This window comes from Comamonas sp. NLF-1-9 (assembly GCF_019195435.1).
Lineage (GTDB): Bacteria > Pseudomonadota > Gammaproteobacteria > Burkholderiales > Burkholderiaceae_C > Comamonas_C.
Window position 1 is genome coordinate 1,205,538 of the sequence record NZ_CP078069.1, and the last position, 18,932, is coordinate 1,224,469.

Genomic DNA, 18,932 nt, shown 5'->3' on the forward strand with positions numbered 1-18,932 from the left:
CTGGCAGCTAGTCTTTTTATAGTATCAAGCCCCCAGCGCCCGCGCATCGAAGGGCAGACCCCATTCCTGCGCCAGCATCTGCAGCACCGGGAAGGCCCCGGGCAGCAAGGGGCGCACGGTGGGCGGCCAGCTCTGCCAGGCCATTCGCTGGCCTTCGCGCATCTGCAGCTCGCCCTGCCAGTCGAACACCTTGCACCAGTGCAGGCGCACGAGCGCGTGCGGGTAGTCGTGCTCGGTCACCTGCCAGGGGTGAGCGGCGGCGATGGTGATGCCCAGTTCCTCCTGCAGCTCGCGGCGCAGCGCCTGCTCCACGCTCTCGCCCGCCTCCAGCTTGCCGCCGGGAAACTCCCAGTAGAGTGCATAGGGTTTGCCTTCGGGGCGGCTGGTAAGCAGCATCTGCCCGTCTGCGCGCAGCAGGATGCCGGCCGCAACCTCGGTGTGGCGGCGCGTCACGCCGCCGTGCGCCCGGCGTAATCGCGGGCGAACTGCCAGGCCACGCGGCCGCTGCGTGAACCACGTTCCAGCGCCCACAAGAGCGCCTGCGGCCGCGCCGCCTCGATGTCCGCCGGCGCGACGCCAAAGTGCGCAAGCCACTGGCCCGCGATCGCGAGGTATTCGTCCTGGTTGAAAGGATAAAAGCTCAGCCACAGGCCAAAGCGCTCGGAGAGCGAAATCTTTTCCTCGACCACCTCGCCGGGATGCAGCTCGCCGTCCTCGGAGTGCTGGTAGCTCAGGTTCTCCTTCATGTATTCGGGCAGCAGATGGCGGCGGTTGCTGGTGGCGTAGATCAGCACATTGGGCGTGGACGCAGCCACCGAGCCGTCCAGAATGCTCTTGAGCGCCTTGTAGCCCGGCTCTCCCTCGTCAAAGCTCAGGTCGTCGCTGAAGATGATGAATTTTTCCGGCCGCGCGGCCACGATCTCGACGATATCGGGCAGATCGGTGAGGTCGCTCTTGTCCACCTCGATCAGGCGCAGCCCCCGGGGCGCGTAGGCCTGCAGGCAAGCACGGATGAGCGAGGACTTGCCGGTGCCGCGCGCGCCGGTCAGCAGCACGTTGTTGGCCGGCTTGCCGGCGACGAACTGCTCGGTGTTGCGCCGCAGTTTTTCCTTCTGCGGCTCGACCTCCTTGAGGTCGTCGAGCTGCATCGCGGCAATGTGGCGCACCGGCTCCAGCGCGCTGCCGCCGCTGGCGCGGCGCCGGTAGCGCCAGGCGATGGCGCCGTCCCAGTCGGGTGCGGCAAGCGGCCGCGGCAAGATGGCCTCGATGCGCGTGATGAGCTGGTTGGCACGCTCCAGCAGCAAATCCAGTTTATCGTTCATTTTGGCTTGCAGCCCGCACCGGACAAGCGCAAGCCGCTATGTTTTCAGGACCTGTAGTCGGCGTTGATGGTGACGTAGTCGTGGCTCAGGTCGCAGGTCCAGACGCTGTCTTGCGCGCTGCCGCGCCCGAGCAGCACGCGCACCGTGATCTCGCTTTGCTGCATCACGCGCTGGCCGTCTTCCTCGCGATAGGCCGGGTTGCGCCCGCCGCGCGTGGCCACGTGCACCTCGTCCAGGTAGAGCTCTATCCTCGTCTGGTCCAGGTCCGCAATGCCGGCGTAGCCGACGGCCGCCAGGATGCGCCCGAGGTTGGGGTCGCTGGCAAAGAAGGCGGTCTTGACCAGAGGTGAATGCGCGATGGCGTAGGCCACTTTCAGGCATTCCGCGGTGTCCGCGCCCTGCTCCACGCGCACGGTGATGAATTTGGTTGCGCCCTCGCCGTCGCGCACGATGGCCTGCGCCAGTTGCTGCGCCACGCTGCGCAGCGCCGCCATCAAGGCCTGGCCCTCATCGCTGTCCAGCGCGGTGATCGGCGCGTGCTTCGCCTTGCGCGTGGCCATCAGGATGAAGGAGTCGTTGGTCGAGGTGTCGCCATCGACCGTCACGCGGTTGAAGGACTGCTCGGCCAGCTCGTGCACGGCGACGCGCAGCAGCTCGGGGGCGATGTTCGCGTCGGTAGCGACAAAGCCCAGCATGGTCGCCATGTTCGGGTGGATCATGCCCGCGCCCTTGGCCATGCCGGTGACGTGCACCGTCGTGCCGGCGATCGTGGTCTGCGTGCTGCAGGCCTTGGGCACGGTGTCCGTCGTCATGATGGCCTGGGCGGCGCGCAGCCAGTGCTGCGGCTGCGCATCGGAAACCGCCGCCGGCATGCCGGCGAGGATGCGCTCAAGCGGCAGCGGCTCCATGATCACCCCGGTGGAAAACGGCAGCACCTGCTGGGGCTGCACGCCCAGTTGCCAGGCCAGTTGCGCGCAGCTCTTGCGTGCATCGAGCAGACCTTGCTCGCCGGTGCCGGCGTTGGCCACGCCGGTGTTGATCAGCAGCGCGCGCACGTCGCTGCCCGCAGCCAGGTGCTCACGACAGACCTGCACGGGCGCGGCGCAAAAGCGGTTTTGCGTGAACACGCCCGCCACCGCCGCCCCTTCATCGAGCAGCAAGACGGTAAGGTCTTTGCGCCCGGGCTTGCGCACGCCGGCTTCGGTGCTGCCCAGGCGCAGGCCGTCCACGGGGTGCAGGTGTTCGGCCAGCGGGGCCTGAAGATTGACGGGCATCTCGACTCCCAGGGTTCAGGCCAGCTTGCCGTGGCAATGCTTGTACTTCTTGCCGCTGCCGCAGGGGCAGGGCTCGTTGCGACCGACACGCGCGACGGCCGCAGCCGCCGCTGCCGCCCCTGCTCCCGCCGCAGGCGCCGCAGCCGTCACCGCGGCCTCGCCGGTTTCGGTGGGCGCGCTGTAGGTGACGTTGGTGACGCTTTCGTTGCGCGCGTTGACGGCTTCGGCCGCCTGATCGACCTGTTCGGGCGACTGCACCTGCACCGTCATCATCACGCGCGTGACCTCGTCGCGGATGTGGTCCAGCAACTGGCGGAACATCTCGAAGGATTCGCGCTTGTATTCCTGCTTGGGCTGCACCTGGGCGTAGCTGCGCAGGTGTATGCCCTGGCGCAGGTAGTCGAGCGCGGTGAGGTGGTCGCGCCAGCTCGTGTCCAGGCTTTGCAGCAACACCGCACGCTCGAACTGGTGGAAGTTCTCCTTGCCCACCAACGCCACCTTGGCCTCGAAGGAGGCACGCGCCGCGTCCACCACCTGCTCGACGATGTCTTCGTCGGACAACACTTCGGACGCCTGCACCTGCTGCACCAGCGGCACGTTCAGCTGCCAGTTGGAGGCCAGGTCTTTTTCCAGACCCGGCAGGTCCCACTGCTCTTCCACCGACTCGGCGGGCACGTACAGACGCACCACGTCGCTCATGCAGGCGTCGCGCATGGCGGCGATCATGTCCGACAGGTCGGCCGCGTCCAGAATCTCGTTGCGCTGGCGGTAGATCACCTTGCGCTGTTCGTTGGAGACGTCGTCGTATTCGAGCAGCTGCTTGCGCATGTCGAAGTTGCGCCCTTCCACCTTGCGCTGGGCGCTTTCTATGCTGCGCGAGACCATGCCCGCCTCGATCGCCTCGCCGTCGGGCATCTTCAGGCGCTCCATGATGGCCTTGACGCGGTCGCCCGCGAAAATGCGCATGAGCGGATCGTCCAGGCTGAGGTAAAAACGCGAAGACCCGGGGTCGCCCTGGCGGCCCGAGCGTCCGCGCAACTGGTTGTCGATGCGCCGCGATTCGTGGCGCTCGGTGGCGATGATGCGCAAACCGCCCAGCGCCATCACCTTCTCATTGTCGGCCTTCCACTGCGCGCGCAGCTCCTCGATCTTGCGCTCGCGTTCGGACTGCGAGAGCGACTCGTCGGCCTGCAGCGCCGCAATGCTCTTGTCGATGTTGCCGCCCAGCACGATGTCTGTGCCGCGCCCTGCCATGTTGGTGGCGATGGTGATCGACTTGGTGTGCCCGGCCTGGGCAATGATCTCGGCCTCGCGCTCGTGCTGCTTGGCGTTGAGCACCTGGTGCGGCAAGCCGGCCTTGGTCAGCAGCTCGTCGATGATTTCCGAATTCTCGATGGACGAGGTGCCGACCAGCACCGGCTGGCCGCGTTCGTAGCACTCGCGGATGTCGGCGATCGCCGCCTCGTACTTCTCGCGCGTGGTCTTGTAGACGCGGTCAAGCTGGTCGTCGCGCCGGCTCGGTTTGTTCGGCGGGATGATGACGGTTTCCAGGCCGTAGATGTCCTGGAATTCATAGGCCTCGGTGTCGGCCGTGCCGGTCATGCCCGAAAGCTTGGCGTAGAGGCGAAAGTAGTTCTGGAAGGTGATCGAGGCGAGCGTCTGGTTCTCGGCCTGGATATTCACGCCTTCCTTGGCCTCCACCGCCTGGTGCAGGCCTTCGCTCCAGCGCCGACCGGCCATCAGGCGGCCGGTGAATTCGTCGACGATCATCACCTCGCCGTCCTGCACCACGTAGTGCTCGTCGCGGTTGAAGAGGTGGTGCGCGCGCAGCGCGGCGTACAAATGGTGTACCAGCGAAATGTTGGCCGCCGCATAGAGCGACTGCCCTTCGGGTATCAAGCCCTGGCTCGCGAGGATGCGCTCGGCGCTTTCAAAGCCCTGCTCGGTCAGCGTGACCTGGCGCTGCTTTTCATCCACCGTGAAGTCGCCCGGCGTGATCACGCCTTCGCCGGTGCGCGCGTTGGCCTCACCCTCCTGGCGCTTGAGCAGCGGCACCACCTTGTTCATCGCCAGATAAGTGGCGGTCTGGTCCTCGGCCTGACCGCTGATGATGAGCGGCGTGCGCGCCTCGTCGATCAGGATGGAGTCCACCTCGTCGACGATCGCGTAGTTCAGCGGCCGCTGCACGCGGTCGCGTCCCTCGTAGACCATGTTGTCGCGCAGGTAGTCGAAACCGTATTCGTTGTTCGTGCCGTAGGTGATGTCGGCGTTGTAGGCGGCCTGTTTCTCTTCGCGCGGCATCTGCGGCAGATTGATGCCCACCGTCAGGCCCAGGTAGTTGTACAGCCGCCCCATCCACTGCGCGTCGCGGCTGGCCAGGTAGTCGTTCACCGTGACCACGTGCACGCCCTTGCCGGCCAGCGCATTCAGATAGACCGCGAGCGTCGCGGTGAGCGTCTTGCCCTCGCCAGTGCGCATTTCGGCGATCTTGCCGTAGTGCAACACCATGCCGCCGATGAGCTGCACGTCGAAGTGGCGCATCTTCATCACGCGCTTGGATGCTTCGCGCACCACCGCAAAGGCTTCGGGCAACAGGTCGTCCAGGGTTTCTCCCTTGGCCAGACGGTCACGGAACTCCTGCGTCTTGCCGCGCAGCTCCTGTTCGCTCAGCTTCTCGTAGTCGGCCTCCATCGCATTGATGCGGCGAACGGACTTGCGGTATTGCTTGAGCAGCCGGTCGTTGCGGCTGCCCAGGAGTTTGGTGAAGAAATTGGTGCCCATGCGGATGCCGCCGCCACGCCGGGCCGGGGGCCGGCGGACGGTGATTGACCTCAAAGAAGAAACAGGTGCAGATGCAGGCCGTGGGAGCCGATTGCAAGAGTTGGCAACTCAGCGCTCGCGAGCCAGGCACAGCCCGAAACCGAGCATTTTACTGTTGCCCGGGCTCGACACTGTGTTCGCGTCCGGCAACCATCTGCACCGGCGACTTGCCCTTGCCGGCAAACAGAAAGCTGCTCGGGTTCTGCCAGGCGCCGTCCTTGAGCACCTCGAAATGCAGGTGTGCGCCCGTCACCCGGCCCGTGGCGCCAACCTCGGCAATTTTTTGCCCCTGGCGCACCAGGTCGCCCTTCTTGACCAGCACCCTGGAGGCGTGGGCGTAGCGCGTGACGAGACCGTTGCCGTGGCTGATCTCCAGCATGTTGCCGTACTCGCGATGAAATTCCTGCGTGACCACCACACCGCCCGCGGCTGCGGTAATCGCGGTGCCGGACGGAGCGGGGAAATCCAGCCCGGTATGGCGCGCCACGTGGCCGTTGATCGGGTCGATACGGGTGCCAAAGGGCGAACCCACGGGGCGCCCGGCCACCGGCAGCATGGATGGTACGAGCGTGGTGCTGGCCTGCTGGTCCACCAGGCGCGATTCGATGGTCAGCATGCGGTCATGCCGTGCATCGGTGCGCCGCGCCAGGGCGTTCAGCATGTCGTCGAACTCCTGCATGCTCAGCGGCCGGTCGTCCAGCAAGATGCCGCCCTGCCCCGGCACCGGCTCCCATTTGACCGGCGGCAGTCCCGCGAGGCCGCGCACGCGCTCGTCCAGCGATTCGAGCTGCAGCAGGCGCGCCTGCATCTCGCCAACCTTGCGCGCCATCGCATCCAGACGCGCACGGGCGGCGCGCTCCTGGCGTTCGAGCACGCGGTCGGGCGCCGGCCAGAGCGTCGCGGTGCGCTCGGCCACGGCGGCGGGCAGCTTGTCGGTTTGCAGCGTCAGCCACATCAGGGCCGCGCCCAGCAGGATCAGCGCCGCCATCGCGGCCAGCGCATGCATCCAGCCCACCTTCAGGACGCGACTCCTGGTCGCATGCAGATCGGTAATGATCAGGTGCACAATGCACACTCCTCTTTGCGCAACAAGCTTTGCCCGTGCAGCGCCGCCACTACGCCATCACACTCGAACAGGCCAGCCAGGAAGCGCCGACGCTGGCCAGGCTGACGGCGCTGGCCAATGAATCGCGCGAGCGGCTGCAATCCCTGCAAGCGCTCATCCCCACACCGCTGCACGCACAGGTACAGGCCGGCCCGATCGAAGGCGACACCTGGTGCCTGCTGGTACGCAGCAACGCCGCCGCGAACAAGTTCCGCCAGCTGCTGCCCGCGTTTCTCGCGCATCTGCGCAGCAAAGGCTGGGAGGTTAGCGCGATCAGGTTGAAAATTCAACCCGACTGAAGCGGCCCCGGGCGGGCCTGCGCTGCAATGGTGCCGGTTGTCGGTTTCGAACTGACGACCTTCCGCTTACAAGGCGGGTGCTCTACCAACTGAGCTAAACCGGCAAGGGCCGTGATTCTAACCAGAGCAGTCCGCGCCAGCGCCTATTTGACGCGCTTGAGCGCCGGTTTGCGCCGCCGGGGCGTGGGCGTGTCGGGGCCATCCGGCTCTGGCCTGGAGTCTGCCGGCGCCGGCGCCTTGACCGACTGCAAGGCCGGTGCCGGCTCGCGTCCCTCTTGCGGCCCGGCGCCTTCTGGCGGCACGGCGGACAGGCCAGCGGCGCCGTCCTGCACCGGGAACGCCATGCCCTGCCCGTTCTCGCGCGCATAGATCGCGCTGACCCTGCCGATCGGGACCGAGATATCGCGCGGCTTGCCGCCGAAACGCGCCTTGAACACGATGAAGTCGTTGGAAATCTGCAGCGCGCTCGTGGCCTCGTCGCTGATGTTGAGCACGATCTCCCCGCGGGAGACGTACTCCTGTGGCACGTGCACGCTGTCGTCCACCTGCACCACGACATAGGGCGTGAGCCCATTGTCGGAACACCATTCATGCAGCGCCCGTATCAGATAGGGGCGCGTCGAAACTCCCGTGGGGTCGGTGCTCATCTCGTCTCTCGGCCAGCTGGCGGCGCTGCGGCGCTTATTTGCGCATGACCTTTTCCGAAGGCGTCAATGCCTCGATGTAGGCCGGACGCGAGAACACGCGCTCGGCGTACTTGAGCAGCGGCGCCGCGTTGCGCGAGAGCTCGATGCCGTAGTAGTCAAGGCGCCACAGCAGCGGCGCGATCGCCACGTCGAGCATGGAAAAGCCGTCGCCCAGCATGTACTTGTTCTTCAGAAAGATGGGCGCCAGCTGCGTGAGCCGGTCGCGGATGTGGCCGCGCGCCTTCTCCAGCGCCTTCTCGTTGCCCTTGGTAGCGCGCGACTCCAGCGTGTTCACGTGCACGAACAGCTCTTTTTCGAAGTTGAGCAGGAACAGGCGCACGCGCGCGCGGTCGACCGGGTCGCCCGGCATGAGCTGGGGGTGCGGAAAACGCTCGTCGATGTACTCGTTGATGATGTTGGACTCGTACAGGATGAGGTCGCGCTCGACCAGGATGGGCACCTGGCCATACGGGTTCATGACGCTGATGTCTTCGGGTTTGTTGAACAGATCGACATCCCGGATCTCGAAATCCATGCCCTTTTCAAAAAGGACAAAACGGCAACGGTGAGAGAACGGGCAGGTCGTCCCCGAATAAAGCACCATCATGCAGGCAGCTCCTCAAAAATCAAAAGAGTGGGCACGCCAGGCGCCCACTCCGTATCCACAAGTGCGCCCGGCAGGGGCGCACGCGAAGGTCCTACTTGACGTCCTTCCAGTACGCGGCGTTCAGGCGCCAGGCGATCAGGATGAAGACCGAAATGAAGAGCAGCACCCACACGCCGATGCGCACCCGGGTGTTTTGCGCGGGCTCGCCCATCCATTGCAGGTAGTTGACCAGGTCGCCCACGGTCTGGTCGAACTCGACGGTCGACTGCGTACCGGCCGAGATCTGCTCCCAGCCCTTGAACTGCTGCACCTTCTCGCCGTGGCTCTCGATCTCGTCGAACAGCGCCTTGCGTTCACCCTGCAACTGCCAGAGCACATGCGGCATGCCCACGCTGGGGAACACCAGGTTGTTCCAGCCCGTGGCCTTGGTGTCGTCGCGGTAGAAGGTGCGCAGGAAGGTGTAGAGGTAGTCGGCACCGGTGCCGCCATTGCCCGAACGCGAACGCGCGATCACGGTGAGGTCGGGCGGATTGCCGCCGAACCAGTCCTTGGCCTCGTTCGGGTTGATTGCCGCCTTCATGGTCTCGCCCACCTTGTCGGTAGTGATCAGGAGGTTGTCCTTGATCTGCTGCTCGGTCAGACCGATGTCGGTCAGGCGGTTGTAGCGCATGAAGGCCGCAGAGTGGCAGCTCAGGCAGTAATTGACGAAGGTGCGCGCGCCGCGCTGCAGCGAGACGTTGTCCGTCACGTTGACCGGTGCCTTGTCCAGCGGAAAGCCGCCGCCCGAGGCCTGTACGCCGCCCACCAGGCCAAGGCTTGCAATCAGGGCAAAGATGAATTTTTTCATGGTGATGACTCCGGCTCTCAGTGCGCCACAAACTTCACGCGCTCGGGCACCGGCTTGGGCGTACCCAGGCGGCTCCACCAGGGCATGAGCAGGAAGAAGCCGAAATAAAACAGCGTACCGATCTGCGAAATGCGCTCGCCCAGCGGGAAGGGCGCCAGCATGCCGAGATAGCCCAGCACGAAGAACACCACGACAAACAGCGCGTAGAGCCACTTGTGCCAGCTCGGGCGGTAGCGGATGGAGCGCGCCGGGCTGCAGTCCAGCCAGGGCAGGAAGAACAGGATGACCACGGCGCCGCCCATGGCCACCACACCCCAGAACTTGGCGTCGATGGCTAGCATGAGCGCGATCACCACGATGCCGGCCACCAGGACGGCGCCCTTGACAAGGCCAGCCAGGCGCGACTTGAACACGCCGTAGGCGGTGCCCAGGGCCACGCAGGCAATCAGCGCATACATCATCTCGCTGGTGACGGCACGCAGCATCGAATAGAAGGGCGTGAAATACCAGACCGGCGCAATGTGCGCAGGCGTCTTCAGCGGGTCGGCCGGAATGAAGTTGTTGTACTCGAGGAAATAGCCGCCGAACTCCGGCGCGAGGAACACGATGGCCGAGAAGATGAACAGGAAGATGGAGACACCGAAGATGTCGTGCACCGTGTAGTAGGGATGAAAGGGCACGCCATCAAGCGGATGACCTTGCGCGTCCACCGCCTTGCCCGGGCCCTTGATCTCGATGCCGTCGGGGTTGTTCGAGCCCACGTCGTGCAGCGCCAGCAGGTGCGCGACCACCAGGCCCAGCAGCACCAGCGGCACGGCGATCACGTGGAAGCTGAAGAAGCGGTTCAGCGTGGCGTCACCGACCACGTAGTCGCCGCGGATGAAAATCGACAGGTCCGGCCCGATGAAGGGAATCGCCGAGAACAGGTTCACGATCACCTGCGCGCCCCAGTAGGACATCTGGCCCCAGGGCAGCAGGTAGCCCATGAAGGCTTCGGCCATCAGCGCCAGGAAGATGGCGCAGCCGAAGATCCAGACCAGCTCGCGCGGCTTGCGGTAGCTGCCGTACAAGAGGCCGCGGAACATGTGCAGGTACACGACCACGAAGAAGGCCGATGCGCCCGTGGAGTGCATGTAGCGGATGAGCCAGCCCCAGGGCACGTCGCGCATGATGTACTCGACCGACTCGAAGGCCTTGGCGGCGTCGGGCTTGTAGTGCATCACCAGGAAGATGCCGGTGACGATCTGGATCACCAGCACCAGGAGGGCCAGCGAGCCGAAGATGTACCAGAAGTTGAAATTCTTCGGAGCGTAGTACTCCGACATGTGCACCCTGTAGGCGTCAAAGGCCGTCGGGAACCGGTTTTCCAGCCAGTTCATGGTCTTCGCGCCCATGGAGGCGTTGGGCGAGATTTGCTTGAATTCGCGATAGGCAGCCATGGATCTTCCCTTCAAGCCTTCTTCTTGTCTTCGCCGATCAGCAGGCGCGTGTCCGACAGGTACATGTAGGGCGGCACCGGCAGATTGTCCGGAGACGGTTTGTTCTTGAACACGCGACCGGCCAGATCGAAGGTGGAACCGTGGCAGGGGCAGAGCCAGCCGCCGGCCCAGTCGCTCGGCAGGGAAGGCTGCGGACCGGTGGCGAACTTGTCGGTGGGCGAGCAGCCCAGGTGCGGGCAGATACCGACCACGACCAGGATTTCAGGCTTGATCGAGCGCCATTCATTGCGCGCGTACGGCGGCGTGAATTCGTCGGGATGGCGCTTGGATTCCGGGTCGGCAAGCTCGCTGTCGTGCTTGGCCAGGGCCTCCACCTCTTCCTTGGAGCGGCGCAGGATCCAGACCGGCTTGCCGCGCCATTCCACCGTGATCTTCTCGCCTTCCTTGAGTGCGGAAATGTCCACTTCGACCGGAGCCCCAGCCGCCTTCGCTTTCTCGGACGGCTGAAAGCTGCTCACGAAGGGCACGGCCGTGGCCACGCCGCCCACCGCGCCGGCGCAACTGGTTGCGATCAGCCAGTTGCGCTTGCTGGAATCGATCGGAGTATCACTCATGGGGGAATCCTTGCTATGCGTCAGTCTGCGAGACGATCAACCGCAAATTGTAGCGGACGCCCACGCCCCGACTGCGCTCGCCGGCCGTGCGAAGTCGCGCGATACTTGCGCCGATTGACACAACACAAGGAAAACCCATGGGCATGTTGCAGGAGTTCAAGGAATTCGCCGTCAAGGGCAATGCCATCGACCTGGCCGTCGGCGTGATCATCGGCGCGGCCTTCAGCAAGATCGTCGATTCCATCGTCGGAGACCTGATCATGCCGGTGGTCGGCAAGGCCACCGGCGGGCTGGATTTTTCCAACTACTACATCCCGCTCGCCGGTCAGGCTGCGGGCTTGACGCTGGAAGAAGCAAAAAAAGGCGGCGCGGTCTTCGCTTACGGCAACTTCATCACCATCCTGGTCAACTTCATCATCCTGGCCTTCATCATTTTCATGATGGTCAAGCAGATCAATCGCCTGAAGAAGGAAGCCCCTCCCGAGCCTGAGCAGCCGGCAGCGCCGCCCGAGGACATCGTGCTGCTGCGTGAAATCCGCGACAGCCTGAAAAAAGGCTGACCCGCAGCCAGCTGCAGGCGACCTCAGGCACCTCCGGCCAGCGCCCTGGCCATGCGCACGGCCTCGATCAGGCTGGTGGCGTTGGCGCTGCCCTGGCCGGCGATGTCGAAGGCAGTGCCGTGGTCCGGGCTGGTGCGCACCAGTGGCAGGCCCAGGGTCACGTTCACGCCCTGCTCCACGCCGAGGTATTTCACCGGGATCAGTCCCTGGTCGTGGTACATCGCGACCACCACGTCGAACTCGCCAGCATGGTCCGGCGCATTGCGCGCACGCATGAAGACGGTGTCGGGCGCAAACGGCCCGTGCACATCAAGCCCCAGCGCGCGCGCCTGCGCCACGGCGGGCGCAATCTGCTCGACTTCCTCGCGCCCGAACAAGCCGCCTTCGCCCGCGTGCGGGTTCAGCCCGGCCACCGCAATGCGCGGCGCACGGCCCAGACTGGCCGACAGCGCCGCATGCGTGATCTGCAGGGTTTGCAGTACGCGGGCCTCGGTGACTGCGGCGATGGCCTCGCGCAGCGCGACGTGAATGCTGACGAGCACCGTGCGCAGCTCTTCGTTGGCCAGCATCATGCGCACCGGCATCTCGCCCAGAGGCACGCCCGCATGCTCGGCCGCCAGCGCCTGCAGCAGCTCGGTATGCCCCGGATAGGGGATGCCGGCCAGCGACAGCGCCTCCTTGTGCAGCGGCGCGGTCACGAGCGCCGCGAGCTCGCCGCGCAAGGCCGCGCGCGCCGCCCAGTCCACGCAGGCCGCCGCGTCGCTGCCCGCAGCCGCGCTCACCTGGCCAAAGGCCGCCGGCCCGTGCAGATGATCGAGCTGCCAGACCGGCAGGCAGCGCGGCGGCAGCGCGGCCACCTCGTCCAGCGACTGCAGCCGCGCCACCGGCAGCGGCGGCTCGCCCGGGCGCAGGATGCAGGCGGCGGCGCGGCGCAAGGTGGCGAGATCGCCCACCGCAAAGCAGCCCTGCAGCGCCTCGGGCGCATCGCGAAAGGCCTTGGCGACGATCTCCGGGCCTATGCCGGCCGGGTCCCCTTGGGTGATGGCGATGGGAAGCATGCGCTGTGCTCGCTGAGCCACGGCTTCAGGCCGGGTTGTCGATGTCGATGAAGCGGTGCTCCAGACCGAGCTGCGCCGCCACATGGCCGGCGAGCGCAGGCGCGCCGTAGCGCTCGGTCGCATGGTGGCCGGCGGCAATGAAGACGACGCCCGTCTCCCGCGCCAGGTGGGTCTGCGGCTCGGAGATCTCACCGGTCACGAAAGCGTCCGCCCCGGCGGCAATCGCGGCTTCGAAATAGCCTTGGGCGCCGCCCGTGCACCAGGCGATGCGCCGTATCGGGCGCGGCTGCTCGGCGCCGGTTACCAGCACCGGGCGCTGCAGCAGCGCGCGCAATTGCGCCGCCAGCGCGCCCGCATCGGCATAGTCGGCCGAACCGACGAATCCCAGGTCTTGCTCGCCGAAATGGCCGTCCGCCACCCAGCCCAGGCGCTGGCCAAGCTGCGCGTTGTTGCCCAGCTCGGGGTGGGCATCCAGCGGCAGGTGGTAGGCAAACAGGTTGATGTCGTGCGCCAGCAGGCGCTGCAGCCGCTCCTTCATCCAGCCGACGACGCGCCCGTCCTGGCCGCGCCAGAACAGGCCGTGGTGCACGAAGAGCGCATCGGCGCCGGCAGCGATCGCGGCGTCGACCAGTGCGCGGCTGGCGGTCACGCCGCTGACGATGCGCGCAATGCTGGCCTTGCCCTGCACCTGCAGGCCATTGGGGCCGTAGTCCTTGAAGCGCTCGGGCGTGAGCAGCGCGTCAAAGCGCGCCAGCAGATCTTCTCGCGGGATGCTCATGGGCACGATTGTGCCCGCACAAACACGCGACAATGCAGCACCGTCCGCCTCCTTGCCTCCCATGAAACGTTTGTGGCTCGTTTTTACCCAGGCCGTCACCGTCGCCCTGGCGCTGTGGTTCGTCGTGGCGACCCTGCAGCCGGGCTGGCTGGGGCGCGCCACGCTGCGCACGCCGGCCGGCATCACGCTGTATGAAGCGCCGGGTCAGGCGAGCACGGGGCAGGAGGCCGCGCCGGGCAGCTTCAGCCCGGCCGCACGCAAGGCCTCGCCCGCCGTGGTCAGCATCACCACCAGCAAGGCGGTGCGCGACCCGCGCAACAACGACCCGTGGTTTCGCTTTTTCTTCGGTGAACAGGGGCCGCGCTCGCAAAGCGGCCTGGGCAGCGGCGTCATCGTCAGCCCCGACGGCTACATCCTGACCAACAACCACGTGGTGGAAGGCGCCGACGAGATCGAGGTGGCGCTGGCCGACAGCCGCCACGCCAGCGCCCAGGTGATAGGCACCGACCCTGAAACCGACCTGGCGATCCTGAAGATCAGCCTGGACAAGCTGCCCGTGATCGTGCTGGGCGACTCCAGCCACCTTGCCGTGGGCGACCGCGTGCTGGCCATAGGCAACCCCTTCGGCATGGGGCAGACGGTCACCAGCGGCATCGTCTCGGCGCTGGAGCGCAGCGAGCTGGGCATCAACACCTTCGAGAACTTCATCCAGACCGACGCGGCGATCAACCCCGGCAATTCCGGCGGCGCGCTGGTGGACGTCAACGGCAACCTCATGGGCATCAACACCGCGATCTATTCGCGCGACGGCGGCAGCCTGGGCATAGGCTTTGCCATTCCGGTGGCCACGGCGCGCTACGTGCTCGAGAGCATCGTGCGCGAGGGGCGCGTCACGCGCGGCTGGATCGGCGTGGAGCCGAGCACACTCTCGCCCGAGCTCGCGCAGGTCTTTGGCGTGCGCGCGAGCGAAGGCGTGATCATCACCGGCGTACTGCACAACGGGCCGGCAGCCCAGGGCGGCATGCTGCCCGGCGACGTGGTGCTGCAGGTGCAGGGCAAGCCGGTGCGCACGGTGCGGCAATTGCTCTCGGCGGTGGCCGCGCTCACGCCGGCGGTCAGCGCGGACTTTGCGGTCCAGCGCGGCGACAAGCAGTTGCAACTGGCGCTCGTGCCCAGCGTGCGCCCCAGCCAGCGCCGGCGCTAGCGGTTCATCCCGGCTCCGATGAAGAACCACCGCCCTGCTCGGCGGGCTGCGCTTCGGGCTTGCTGCGGGCAAAGACCTGCGCGGCCCAGATGCCGACTTCATAGAGCAGACACATGGGAATCGCCAGCGCGAGCTGCGAGACCACGTCGGGCGGCGTGATGATGGCGGCAATGATGAACGAGCCGACGATGAAGTAGCCGCGCCCGTGCTTGAGCTTTTCCACGCTGATCACGCCCAGCCGCACCAGTACCACGACAGCGATCGGCACTTCGAAGGTCACGCCGAAGGCGAGAAACATGGTGAGCACGAAGCCGAGGTAGGCCTCGATGTCGGGCGCTGCGGTGATGCTCTTGGGCGCAAAGCTCTGGATGAAGGCAAACACCCGCCCGAACACGAAGTAGTAGCAAAAAGCCACGCCCAGGAAGAACAAGATGGTGCTCGACACCACCAGCGGCAGCACGGTCTTCTTCTCGTGCGAATACAGACCGGGGGCAACGAAGGCCCAGAGCTGGTAGAGCACCACCGGCAGCGCAATCAGGAAGGCCGTCATCAAGAGGATCTTGAGCGGCACCATGAAGGGCGAGATCACCGAGGTCGCGATCATCGTCGCGCCCTGGGGCAGGTGCGCCACCAGCGGCGCCGCCAGGAAGTCGTACAGCGGGCCGGGCCCGGGGTAGAGAAAAAGCACGCCCGCCACCACGCCGACGGCCAGCACCGCCTTGACCAGCCGGTTGCGCAGCTCCATCAGGTGCTCGACAAAGGGCTGCTCGCTGCCGGCAAGTTCGTCTTCGGGGTCTGGGGTCTGGGCCATAAGCTAGGGTGTCCGGCGCCCGGGCAGACCCGGCGCGTCGGCGTGTCGCGCGGCGGCGGGCCGGCGCAAGGGGTTCAACGGGATTGCCTGGGTCGAAAGCGCGCCACCCGGGCCGCGCCCGACTGCACGTGCGTGCGCATGCGGCTGCGCGCCTTGTACCACTGCGGTATCGCGCCGCGCCGGGCACGCCAGTGCTTGTCCGGGCGCTGGTAAGGCGGCACGTAGCGCGCAAGCGCCGCAGGGTCGTCGGGCAGGGGGTCGTCGCGGCTGTCGGCCAGGTCGCCGACCGCGTCCTTCCAGTCTTTCTCGAACGCGCTCGCGCTGGTCTGGATGCTTTGCTCGACGTCGCGCGCGGCGTTTTCCACCGAGCTCTTCATCTTGCGCAGCTCATCGAGCTCCATGGAACGGTTGACCTCGGCCTTGACGTCGGCCACGTAGCGCTGCGCCTTGCCCAGCAGCGCGCCCACGGTGCGCGCCACGCGCGGCAGCTTCTCGGGGCCGATGACGACCAGCGCCACCACGCCCACCAGCGCCATTTTGGACAGGCCGATGTCAAGCATGGGAAATCACTGCCCGTGCTTCAGCTCTTTTGCTTGGCTTCGACGTCGATCGTTGTCTTGTCGGCGGATGCGGCATTGGTCACCTGCCCCGGGGGGGCGGCGTTCGCGTTGGCCTCGTCGCTCGAGCTGCCTTCCTTCATGCCGTCCTTGAAGCCCTTGACGGCGCCGCCGAGGTCGGAGCCGATGTTCTTGAGCTTCTTGGTACCGAACACCATGACCACGATGAGCAGCACGATGAGCCAGTGCCAGATGGAAAACGAACCCATTGAAAAACCTCCTGAGTGGAACCGGTCATTTTAGGGCAAGGCAGGACAGCGCCCCGGTGCGGGCAGGCGGGCGATCAGGGCTTGAGCCAGGGCCGCGCGCCGGCCACCACGTGCATGTGCAGGTGGTAGACCTCCTGGCCGCCTTCGGTGCCGGTATTGATCTGCAGCCGGTAGCCCCCGTCCGGATAGGGATTGCTGCCTTGCTCGCGCGCCAGCCGCGGGCCAAGCAGCAGCATGTGCGACAGCAGCCGGGCGTGCTCCGGCCCGGCCTGTTCCATCGAGGCGATGTGTTCCTTGGGCACGATCAGGAAGTGGATCGGCGCCCAGGGGTGGATGTCCTTGAAGGCGTAGACGAGCTCGTCCTCGTGGACCTTGTGCGAGGGAATCTTGCCTTCGATGATCTTGCAAAACAGGCAGTCGGGGTCGTGGTGCATGGCGGGTGTGCTCCGTGGGCGGGTGTGGCCGATCAGACGTCGTCGGCCGATTCGACGCTGCAGCGCACCCCGACGTCGTGGTGGTGGGCATGCAGCCAGCGCTTGCCCTCCTCGCGCCCGAGCTGGAACAACTGGCGCAAAAAGAGCGTATCGGCGCGCGACTTGCTGGCCGCGCCGAAGGGGGCGAGCACCTCGCCGCCGTCGATGCGGTGCACGCGCACGTCCTTGTAGCGCGCCGGGTCGAGCTTGCCCTCGCGCAGCAGGCGGCGCACGAAGGCGATGGCGCGCAACTCGGCCAGCAGGCTGGCGTTGAAGGTGACTTCGTTGATCCGGTCGACGATGTCGCTGGCGTTCTCGGGAATCGCGAGGTGCTGCACCGGATTGATCTGCACCAGCAGCACGTCGGAGCTGTCGGTGTGGTAGATCAGCGGGTACAGCGCCGGGTTGCCCGAATAACCGCCGTCCCAGTAATGGTCTTCGCCTACCTTGACGGCCTGGAACATCATCGGCAGGCAGGCCGACGCCATGACCGACTCGATGCTGAGCTGCTCGCCGGAAAAAATCTCGCCGCGGCCGGTGCGCACGTTGGTGGCGCAGACGAAGACCTTGGGCACCTGAGCGTGCTCGGCGTGCAGCAGGGCAAAGTCCACGGTCTCGCGCAGCAGCTTGCGCAAGGGGTTGATATCGAGCGGATTGGTCTGGTAGGGCGAGAACCACTGCGACATCATGCCCACCAGCGGGTTGCCCGGCAGCGGCACGCCCCAGAGCATGGCGCCGAGCCTGCCCACGCCCTCCCACAGCGTGCGCAGGGTCTCGCGCGCCAGTGCGCAGCCCTGGCGGTGGATTTCCTCGCGGTCCTTGCTCTGGCTTGCGGCCAGTGCAAAGCCCTGGGCCACGGCCACCGCGTTCATCGCGCCGGCGCTGGTGCCGCTGATGCCGTCGAGCGCAAAGCGCCCGTCTTCCAGCAGCGCATCCAGCACGCCCCAGGTAAAGGCGCCGTGCGACCCGCCGCCTTGCAGCGCCAGGTTCAGCGCCAAGCGCAGTTTGGGCTCAGGCATGCACCGCCCGCCCTTCGTTCATGCTGACCATGCCGCGCACGATGCGGTAGAGGAACCACAGCGAGATCAGCCCCCAGGCTATCCAGCCCGGCAAGATGAAAAAGAACCACAGCGGCGCGGTGACCACGTACAGCACGCCGGCCCAGACCACGCTGCGTATGCGCCAGGAGAAATGGCTGGCCTGCCAGGTGCCGGCCGCGTCGCTCTTTTTGACCAGGTCGATCACCAGCGCCACGATCAACAGCGCCGCGCTCGGCTGGGCGCCCGGCACCACCGCGGCAATCGCCACGGCCAGGTGCAGCAGGTAGCTGACCCAGCCAATGGTCTTGAGCGATTCGGCGCGCGCGTCGCCGTCCACGTCGATGATGTCTTCGTTCATGAATGTTGCTCCTGTGCCTGGCGCTCGCCCATCTTGCGCAGCGCTTTTTCTTCCAGCCCGCTCATGCCTTCACGGCGCTGCAGCTCGGCGAGCACATCGGCCGGCTGCAGGCCGAAGTGCGCCAGCGCCACCATGCAGTGAAACCACAAGTCGGCCATTTCATAGACCAGCTTGGCCGCGTCCGCCCCGTGCTCGACGTCCTTGGCGGCCATGACCACCTCGGTCGCCTCTTCGCCCACTTTCTTGAGGAAGGCGTCCGGCCCCTTGGCCAGCAGGCGCGCGACATAGCTGGTGGCGGGGTCGCCCCCGCGCGCGGGCTTGCGGCTTTCGATCACGGCGGCAAGCTGCGCCAGGGCATCGGTGCTGGTCACGGTTTTCATTTGTAGATGTGTTCGGGGTCTTTCAAGACCGGGTCTACCGCCTGCCAGGCGCCCTCCTTGAGCACGCTGAAAAAGCAGCTGTGGCGCCCGGTATGACAGGCAATGCCCGGCGTGTGGCCGGTCTGGGTGACCTTGAGCAAGACCACGTCGCGGTCGCAATCGACGCGGATCTCGTGCACCTGCTGCACATGGCCGGACTCTTCGCCCTTGTGCCACAGCCGCCCGCGCGAGCGGCTGAAATACACCGCCCGGCCCGAAGCCGCCGTCTGCGCCAGCGCCTCGCGGTTCATCCAGGCGAGCATGAGCACGTCGCCGCTGCCCGCCTCCTGGGCGATGGCGGGCAGCAGCCCCTGCGCATCCCAGCGCAACTGCGCGAGCCAGTCGGTGTCGCCAGCGGTGTCAGACATGGTCAAGATCCTCGAAAAAGTGAG

General features: G+C 66.2%; 23 protein-coding genes and 1 tRNA gene. 3 read left to right on the top strand and 21 right to left on the bottom strand.

The window, feature by feature from the left end:
* Window positions 1–24: 24 nt before the first annotated feature.
* The 5 genes from KUD94_RS05825 to KUD94_RS05845 form a co-directional block, all read right to left on the bottom strand.
* Complete coding sequence (locus tag KUD94_RS05825) at window positions 25–396, bottom strand: NUDIX domain-containing protein (protein WP_255569176.1); 372 nt, start codon at window positions 394–396, stop codon at window positions 25–27.
* 53 nt (window positions 397–449) lie between these two features.
* Window positions 450–1,322, bottom strand: a complete 873-nt coding sequence (locus KUD94_RS05830; protein WP_218238851.1) for an ATP-binding protein — start codon at window positions 1,320–1,322, stop codon at window positions 450–452.
* A 44-nt stretch (window positions 1,323–1,366) separates the two neighbouring features.
* Entirely contained in the window at window positions 1,367–2,596 is a 1,230-nt protein-coding gene (gene argJ, locus KUD94_RS05835) for a bifunctional glutamate N-acetyltransferase/amino-acid acetyltransferase ArgJ (protein WP_218238852.1), read from the bottom strand.
* 15 nt (window positions 2,597–2,611) lie between these two features.
* Window positions 2,612–5,377, bottom strand: a complete 2,766-nt coding sequence (gene secA / locus KUD94_RS05840; RefSeq protein WP_218238853.1) for a preprotein translocase subunit SecA — start codon at window positions 5,375–5,377, stop codon at window positions 2,612–2,614.
* A gap of 148 nt (window positions 5,378–5,525) precedes the next feature.
* Window positions 5,526–6,482, bottom strand: a complete 957-nt coding sequence (locus KUD94_RS05845; protein WP_255569121.1) for a M23 family metallopeptidase — start codon at window positions 6,480–6,482, stop codon at window positions 5,526–5,528.
* A gap of 35 nt (window positions 6,483–6,517) precedes the next feature.
* Between KUD94_RS05845 and KUD94_RS05850 the strand changes: the two genes are divergently transcribed.
* Window positions 6,518–6,820 (top strand): DciA family protein, encoded by a 303-nt coding sequence (locus KUD94_RS05850; RefSeq protein ID WP_218238854.1) that lies wholly within the window; start codon window positions 6,518–6,520, stop codon window positions 6,818–6,820.
* A 28-nt stretch (window positions 6,821–6,848) separates the two neighbouring features.
* Here the strand turns inward: KUD94_RS05850 and KUD94_RS05855 are convergent.
* The 6 genes from KUD94_RS05855 to petA all read right to left on the bottom strand — a co-directional run bounded on the left by KUD94_RS05855 (window position 6,849) and on the right by petA (window position 11,013).
* Window positions 6,849–6,924: transfer RNA gene (locus tag KUD94_RS05855), tRNA-Thr, on the bottom strand.
* Between the two features lie 39 nt (window positions 6,925–6,963).
* Complete coding sequence (locus tag KUD94_RS05860) at window positions 6,964–7,467, bottom strand: ClpXP protease specificity-enhancing factor (RefSeq protein ID WP_218238855.1); 504 nt, start codon at window positions 7,465–7,467, stop codon at window positions 6,964–6,966.
* 34 nt (window positions 7,468–7,501) lie between these two features.
* Complete coding sequence (locus KUD94_RS05865; protein WP_146913617.1) at window positions 7,502–8,113, bottom strand: glutathione S-transferase N-terminal domain-containing protein; 612 nt, start codon at window positions 8,111–8,113, stop codon at window positions 7,502–7,504.
* A gap of 91 nt (window positions 8,114–8,204) precedes the next feature.
* Window positions 8,205–8,960, bottom strand: coding sequence for a cytochrome c1 (locus KUD94_RS05870; protein ID WP_218238856.1), 756 nt, complete (start codon window positions 8,958–8,960; stop codon window positions 8,205–8,207).
* 17 nt (window positions 8,961–8,977) lie between these two features.
* Entirely contained in the window at window positions 8,978–10,399 is a 1,422-nt protein-coding gene (locus tag KUD94_RS05875) for a cytochrome bc complex cytochrome b subunit (RefSeq protein WP_218238857.1), read from the bottom strand.
* A gap of 11 nt (window positions 10,400–10,410) precedes the next feature.
* Window positions 10,411–11,013 carry a ubiquinol-cytochrome c reductase iron-sulfur subunit gene (gene petA, locus KUD94_RS05880; protein WP_218238858.1) on the bottom strand — a complete coding sequence of 201 codons (603 nt, stop codon included), beginning with the start codon at window positions 11,011–11,013 and terminating at the stop codon, window positions 10,411–10,413.
* Window positions 11,014–11,150: 137 nt separating this feature from the next.
* On the opposite strand from petA, the gene mscL reads away from it, so the two are divergent.
* Window positions 11,151–11,573 carry a large conductance mechanosensitive channel protein MscL gene (mscL, locus tag KUD94_RS05885; protein ID WP_304516295.1) on the top strand — a complete coding sequence of 141 codons (423 nt, stop codon included), beginning with the start codon at window positions 11,151–11,153 and terminating at the stop codon, window positions 11,571–11,573.
* Window positions 11,574–11,596: 23 nt separating this feature from the next.
* Here the strand turns inward: mscL and pdxA are convergent, their stop codons facing one another.
* Together pdxA and KUD94_RS05895 are read right to left on the bottom strand one after the other, a co-directional pair.
* Complete coding sequence (gene pdxA / locus KUD94_RS05890; protein ID WP_218238859.1) at window positions 11,597–12,631, bottom strand: 4-hydroxythreonine-4-phosphate dehydrogenase PdxA; 1,035 nt, start codon at window positions 12,629–12,631, stop codon at window positions 11,597–11,599.
* A gap of 25 nt (window positions 12,632–12,656) precedes the next feature.
* A complete protein-coding gene (locus KUD94_RS05895; protein ID WP_218238860.1) occupies window positions 12,657–13,409 on the bottom strand; it encodes a Nif3-like dinuclear metal center hexameric protein in 753 nt (250 codons plus the stop codon).
* 61 nt (window positions 13,410–13,470) lie between these two features.
* Between KUD94_RS05895 and KUD94_RS05900 the strand changes: the two genes are divergently transcribed.
* Window positions 13,471–14,613, top strand: coding sequence for a trypsin-like peptidase domain-containing protein (locus tag KUD94_RS05900; RefSeq protein WP_218238861.1), 1,143 nt, complete (start codon window positions 13,471–13,473; stop codon window positions 14,611–14,613).
* A 4-nt stretch (window positions 14,614–14,617) separates the two neighbouring features.
* Here the strand turns inward: KUD94_RS05900 and tatC are convergent, their stop codons facing one another.
* The 8 genes from tatC to hisI form a co-directional block, all read right to left on the bottom strand.
* The gene (gene tatC / locus KUD94_RS05905; protein WP_218238862.1) at window positions 14,618–15,424 is read right to left on the bottom strand and encodes a twin-arginine translocase subunit TatC; all 807 of its coding nucleotides are present in this window, start codon (window positions 15,422–15,424) and stop codon (window positions 14,618–14,620) included.
* Window positions 15,425–15,498: 74 nt separating this feature from the next.
* Complete coding sequence (gene tatB, locus KUD94_RS05910; protein ID WP_218238863.1) at window positions 15,499–15,984, bottom strand: Sec-independent protein translocase protein TatB; 486 nt, start codon at window positions 15,982–15,984, stop codon at window positions 15,499–15,501.
* Between the two features lie 20 nt (window positions 15,985–16,004).
* Window positions 16,005–16,250 carry a Sec-independent protein translocase subunit TatA gene (tatA, locus tag KUD94_RS05915; RefSeq protein ID WP_218238864.1) on the bottom strand — a complete coding sequence of 82 codons (246 nt, stop codon included), beginning with the start codon at window positions 16,248–16,250 and terminating at the stop codon, window positions 16,005–16,007.
* A 74-nt stretch (window positions 16,251–16,324) separates the two neighbouring features.
* The gene (locus KUD94_RS05920) at window positions 16,325–16,684 is read right to left on the bottom strand and encodes a histidine triad nucleotide-binding protein (RefSeq protein WP_218238865.1); all 360 of its coding nucleotides are present in this window, start codon (window positions 16,682–16,684) and stop codon (window positions 16,325–16,327) included.
* A gap of 32 nt (window positions 16,685–16,716) precedes the next feature.
* A complete protein-coding gene (locus KUD94_RS05925) occupies window positions 16,717–17,742 on the bottom strand; it encodes a patatin-like phospholipase family protein (protein WP_218238866.1) in 1,026 nt (341 codons plus the stop codon).
* Complete coding sequence (locus tag KUD94_RS05930; protein ID WP_218238867.1) at window positions 17,735–18,121, bottom strand: hypothetical protein; 387 nt, start codon at window positions 18,119–18,121, stop codon at window positions 17,735–17,737. Before KUD94_RS05930 ends, KUD94_RS05925 begins: the two co-directional genes overlap by 8 nt.
* The gene (locus KUD94_RS05935; RefSeq protein ID WP_218238868.1) at window positions 18,118–18,501 is read right to left on the bottom strand and encodes a phosphoribosyl-ATP diphosphatase; all 384 of its coding nucleotides are present in this window, start codon (window positions 18,499–18,501) and stop codon (window positions 18,118–18,120) included. Before KUD94_RS05935 ends, KUD94_RS05930 begins: the two co-directional genes overlap by 4 nt.
* Window positions 18,498–18,908: a phosphoribosyl-AMP cyclohydrolase gene (gene hisI / locus KUD94_RS05940; protein WP_218238869.1), complete on the bottom strand. Its 411-nt coding sequence runs from the start codon at window positions 18,906–18,908 to the stop codon at window positions 18,498–18,500. Before hisI ends, KUD94_RS05935 begins: the two co-directional genes overlap by 4 nt.
* Between the last annotated feature and the right edge of the window lie 24 nt (window positions 18,909–18,932).

Bases quoted from the DNA above. Each gene is read 5' to 3' on its own strand.
- KUD94_RS05825 (WP_255569176.1), bottom strand. From the start codon at position 396: ATGCTGCTTACCAGCCGCCCCGAAGGCAAACCCTATGCACTCTACTGG.
- KUD94_RS05830 (WP_218238851.1), bottom strand. From the start codon at position 1,322: ATGAACGATAAACTGGATTTGCTGCTGGAGCGTGCCAACCAGCTCATC.
- argJ (WP_218238852.1), bottom strand. From the start codon at position 2,596: ATGCCCGTCAATCTTCAGGCCCCGCTGGCCGAACACCTGCACCCCGTG.
- secA (WP_218238853.1), bottom strand. From the start codon at position 5,377: ATGGGCACCAATTTCTTCACCAAACTCCTGGGCAGCCGCAACGACCGG.
- KUD94_RS05860 (WP_218238855.1), bottom strand. From the start codon at position 7,467: ATGAGCACCGACCCCACGGGAGTTTCGACGCGCCCCTATCTGATACGG.
- KUD94_RS05865 (WP_146913617.1), bottom strand. From the start codon at position 8,113: ATGATGGTGCTTTATTCGGGGACGACCTGCCCGTTCTCTCACCGTTGC.
- KUD94_RS05870 (WP_218238856.1), bottom strand. From the start codon at position 8,960: ATGAAAAAATTCATCTTTGCCCTGATTGCAAGCCTTGGCCTGGTGGGC.
- KUD94_RS05875 (WP_218238857.1), bottom strand. From the start codon at position 10,399: ATGGCTGCCTATCGCGAATTCAAGCAAATCTCGCCCAACGCCTCCATG.
- petA (WP_218238858.1), bottom strand. From the start codon at position 11,013: ATGAGTGATACTCCGATCGATTCCAGCAAGCGCAACTGGCTGATCGCA.
- mscL (WP_304516295.1), top strand. From the start codon at position 11,151: ATGGGCATGTTGCAGGAGTTCAAGGAATTCGCCGTCAAGGGCAATGCC.
- pdxA (WP_218238859.1), bottom strand. From the start codon at position 12,631: ATGCTTCCCATCGCCATCACCCAAGGGGACCCGGCCGGCATAGGCCCG.
- KUD94_RS05895 (WP_218238860.1), bottom strand. From the start codon at position 13,409: ATGAGCATCCCGCGAGAAGATCTGCTGGCGCGCTTTGACGCGCTGCTC.
- KUD94_RS05900 (WP_218238861.1), top strand. From the start codon at position 13,471: ATGAAACGTTTGTGGCTCGTTTTTACCCAGGCCGTCACCGTCGCCCTG.
- tatC (WP_218238862.1), bottom strand. From the start codon at position 15,424: ATGGCCCAGACCCCAGACCCCGAAGACGAACTTGCCGGCAGCGAGCAG.
- tatB (WP_218238863.1), bottom strand. From the start codon at position 15,984: ATGCTTGACATCGGCCTGTCCAAAATGGCGCTGGTGGGCGTGGTGGCG.
- tatA (WP_218238864.1), bottom strand. From the start codon at position 16,250: ATGGGTTCGTTTTCCATCTGGCACTGGCTCATCGTGCTGCTCATCGTG.
- KUD94_RS05920 (WP_218238865.1), bottom strand. From the start codon at position 16,684: ATGCACCACGACCCCGACTGCCTGTTTTGCAAGATCATCGAAGGCAAG.
- KUD94_RS05925 (WP_218238866.1), bottom strand. From the start codon at position 17,742: ATGCCTGAGCCCAAACTGCGCTTGGCGCTGAACCTGGCGCTGCAAGGC.
- KUD94_RS05930 (WP_218238867.1), bottom strand. From the start codon at position 18,121: ATGAACGAAGACATCATCGACGTGGACGGCGACGCGCGCGCCGAATCG.
- KUD94_RS05935 (WP_218238868.1), bottom strand. From the start codon at position 18,501: ATGAAAACCGTGACCAGCACCGATGCCCTGGCGCAGCTTGCCGCCGTG.
- hisI (WP_218238869.1), bottom strand. From the start codon at position 18,908: ATGTCTGACACCGCTGGCGACACCGACTGGCTCGCGCAGTTGCGCTGG.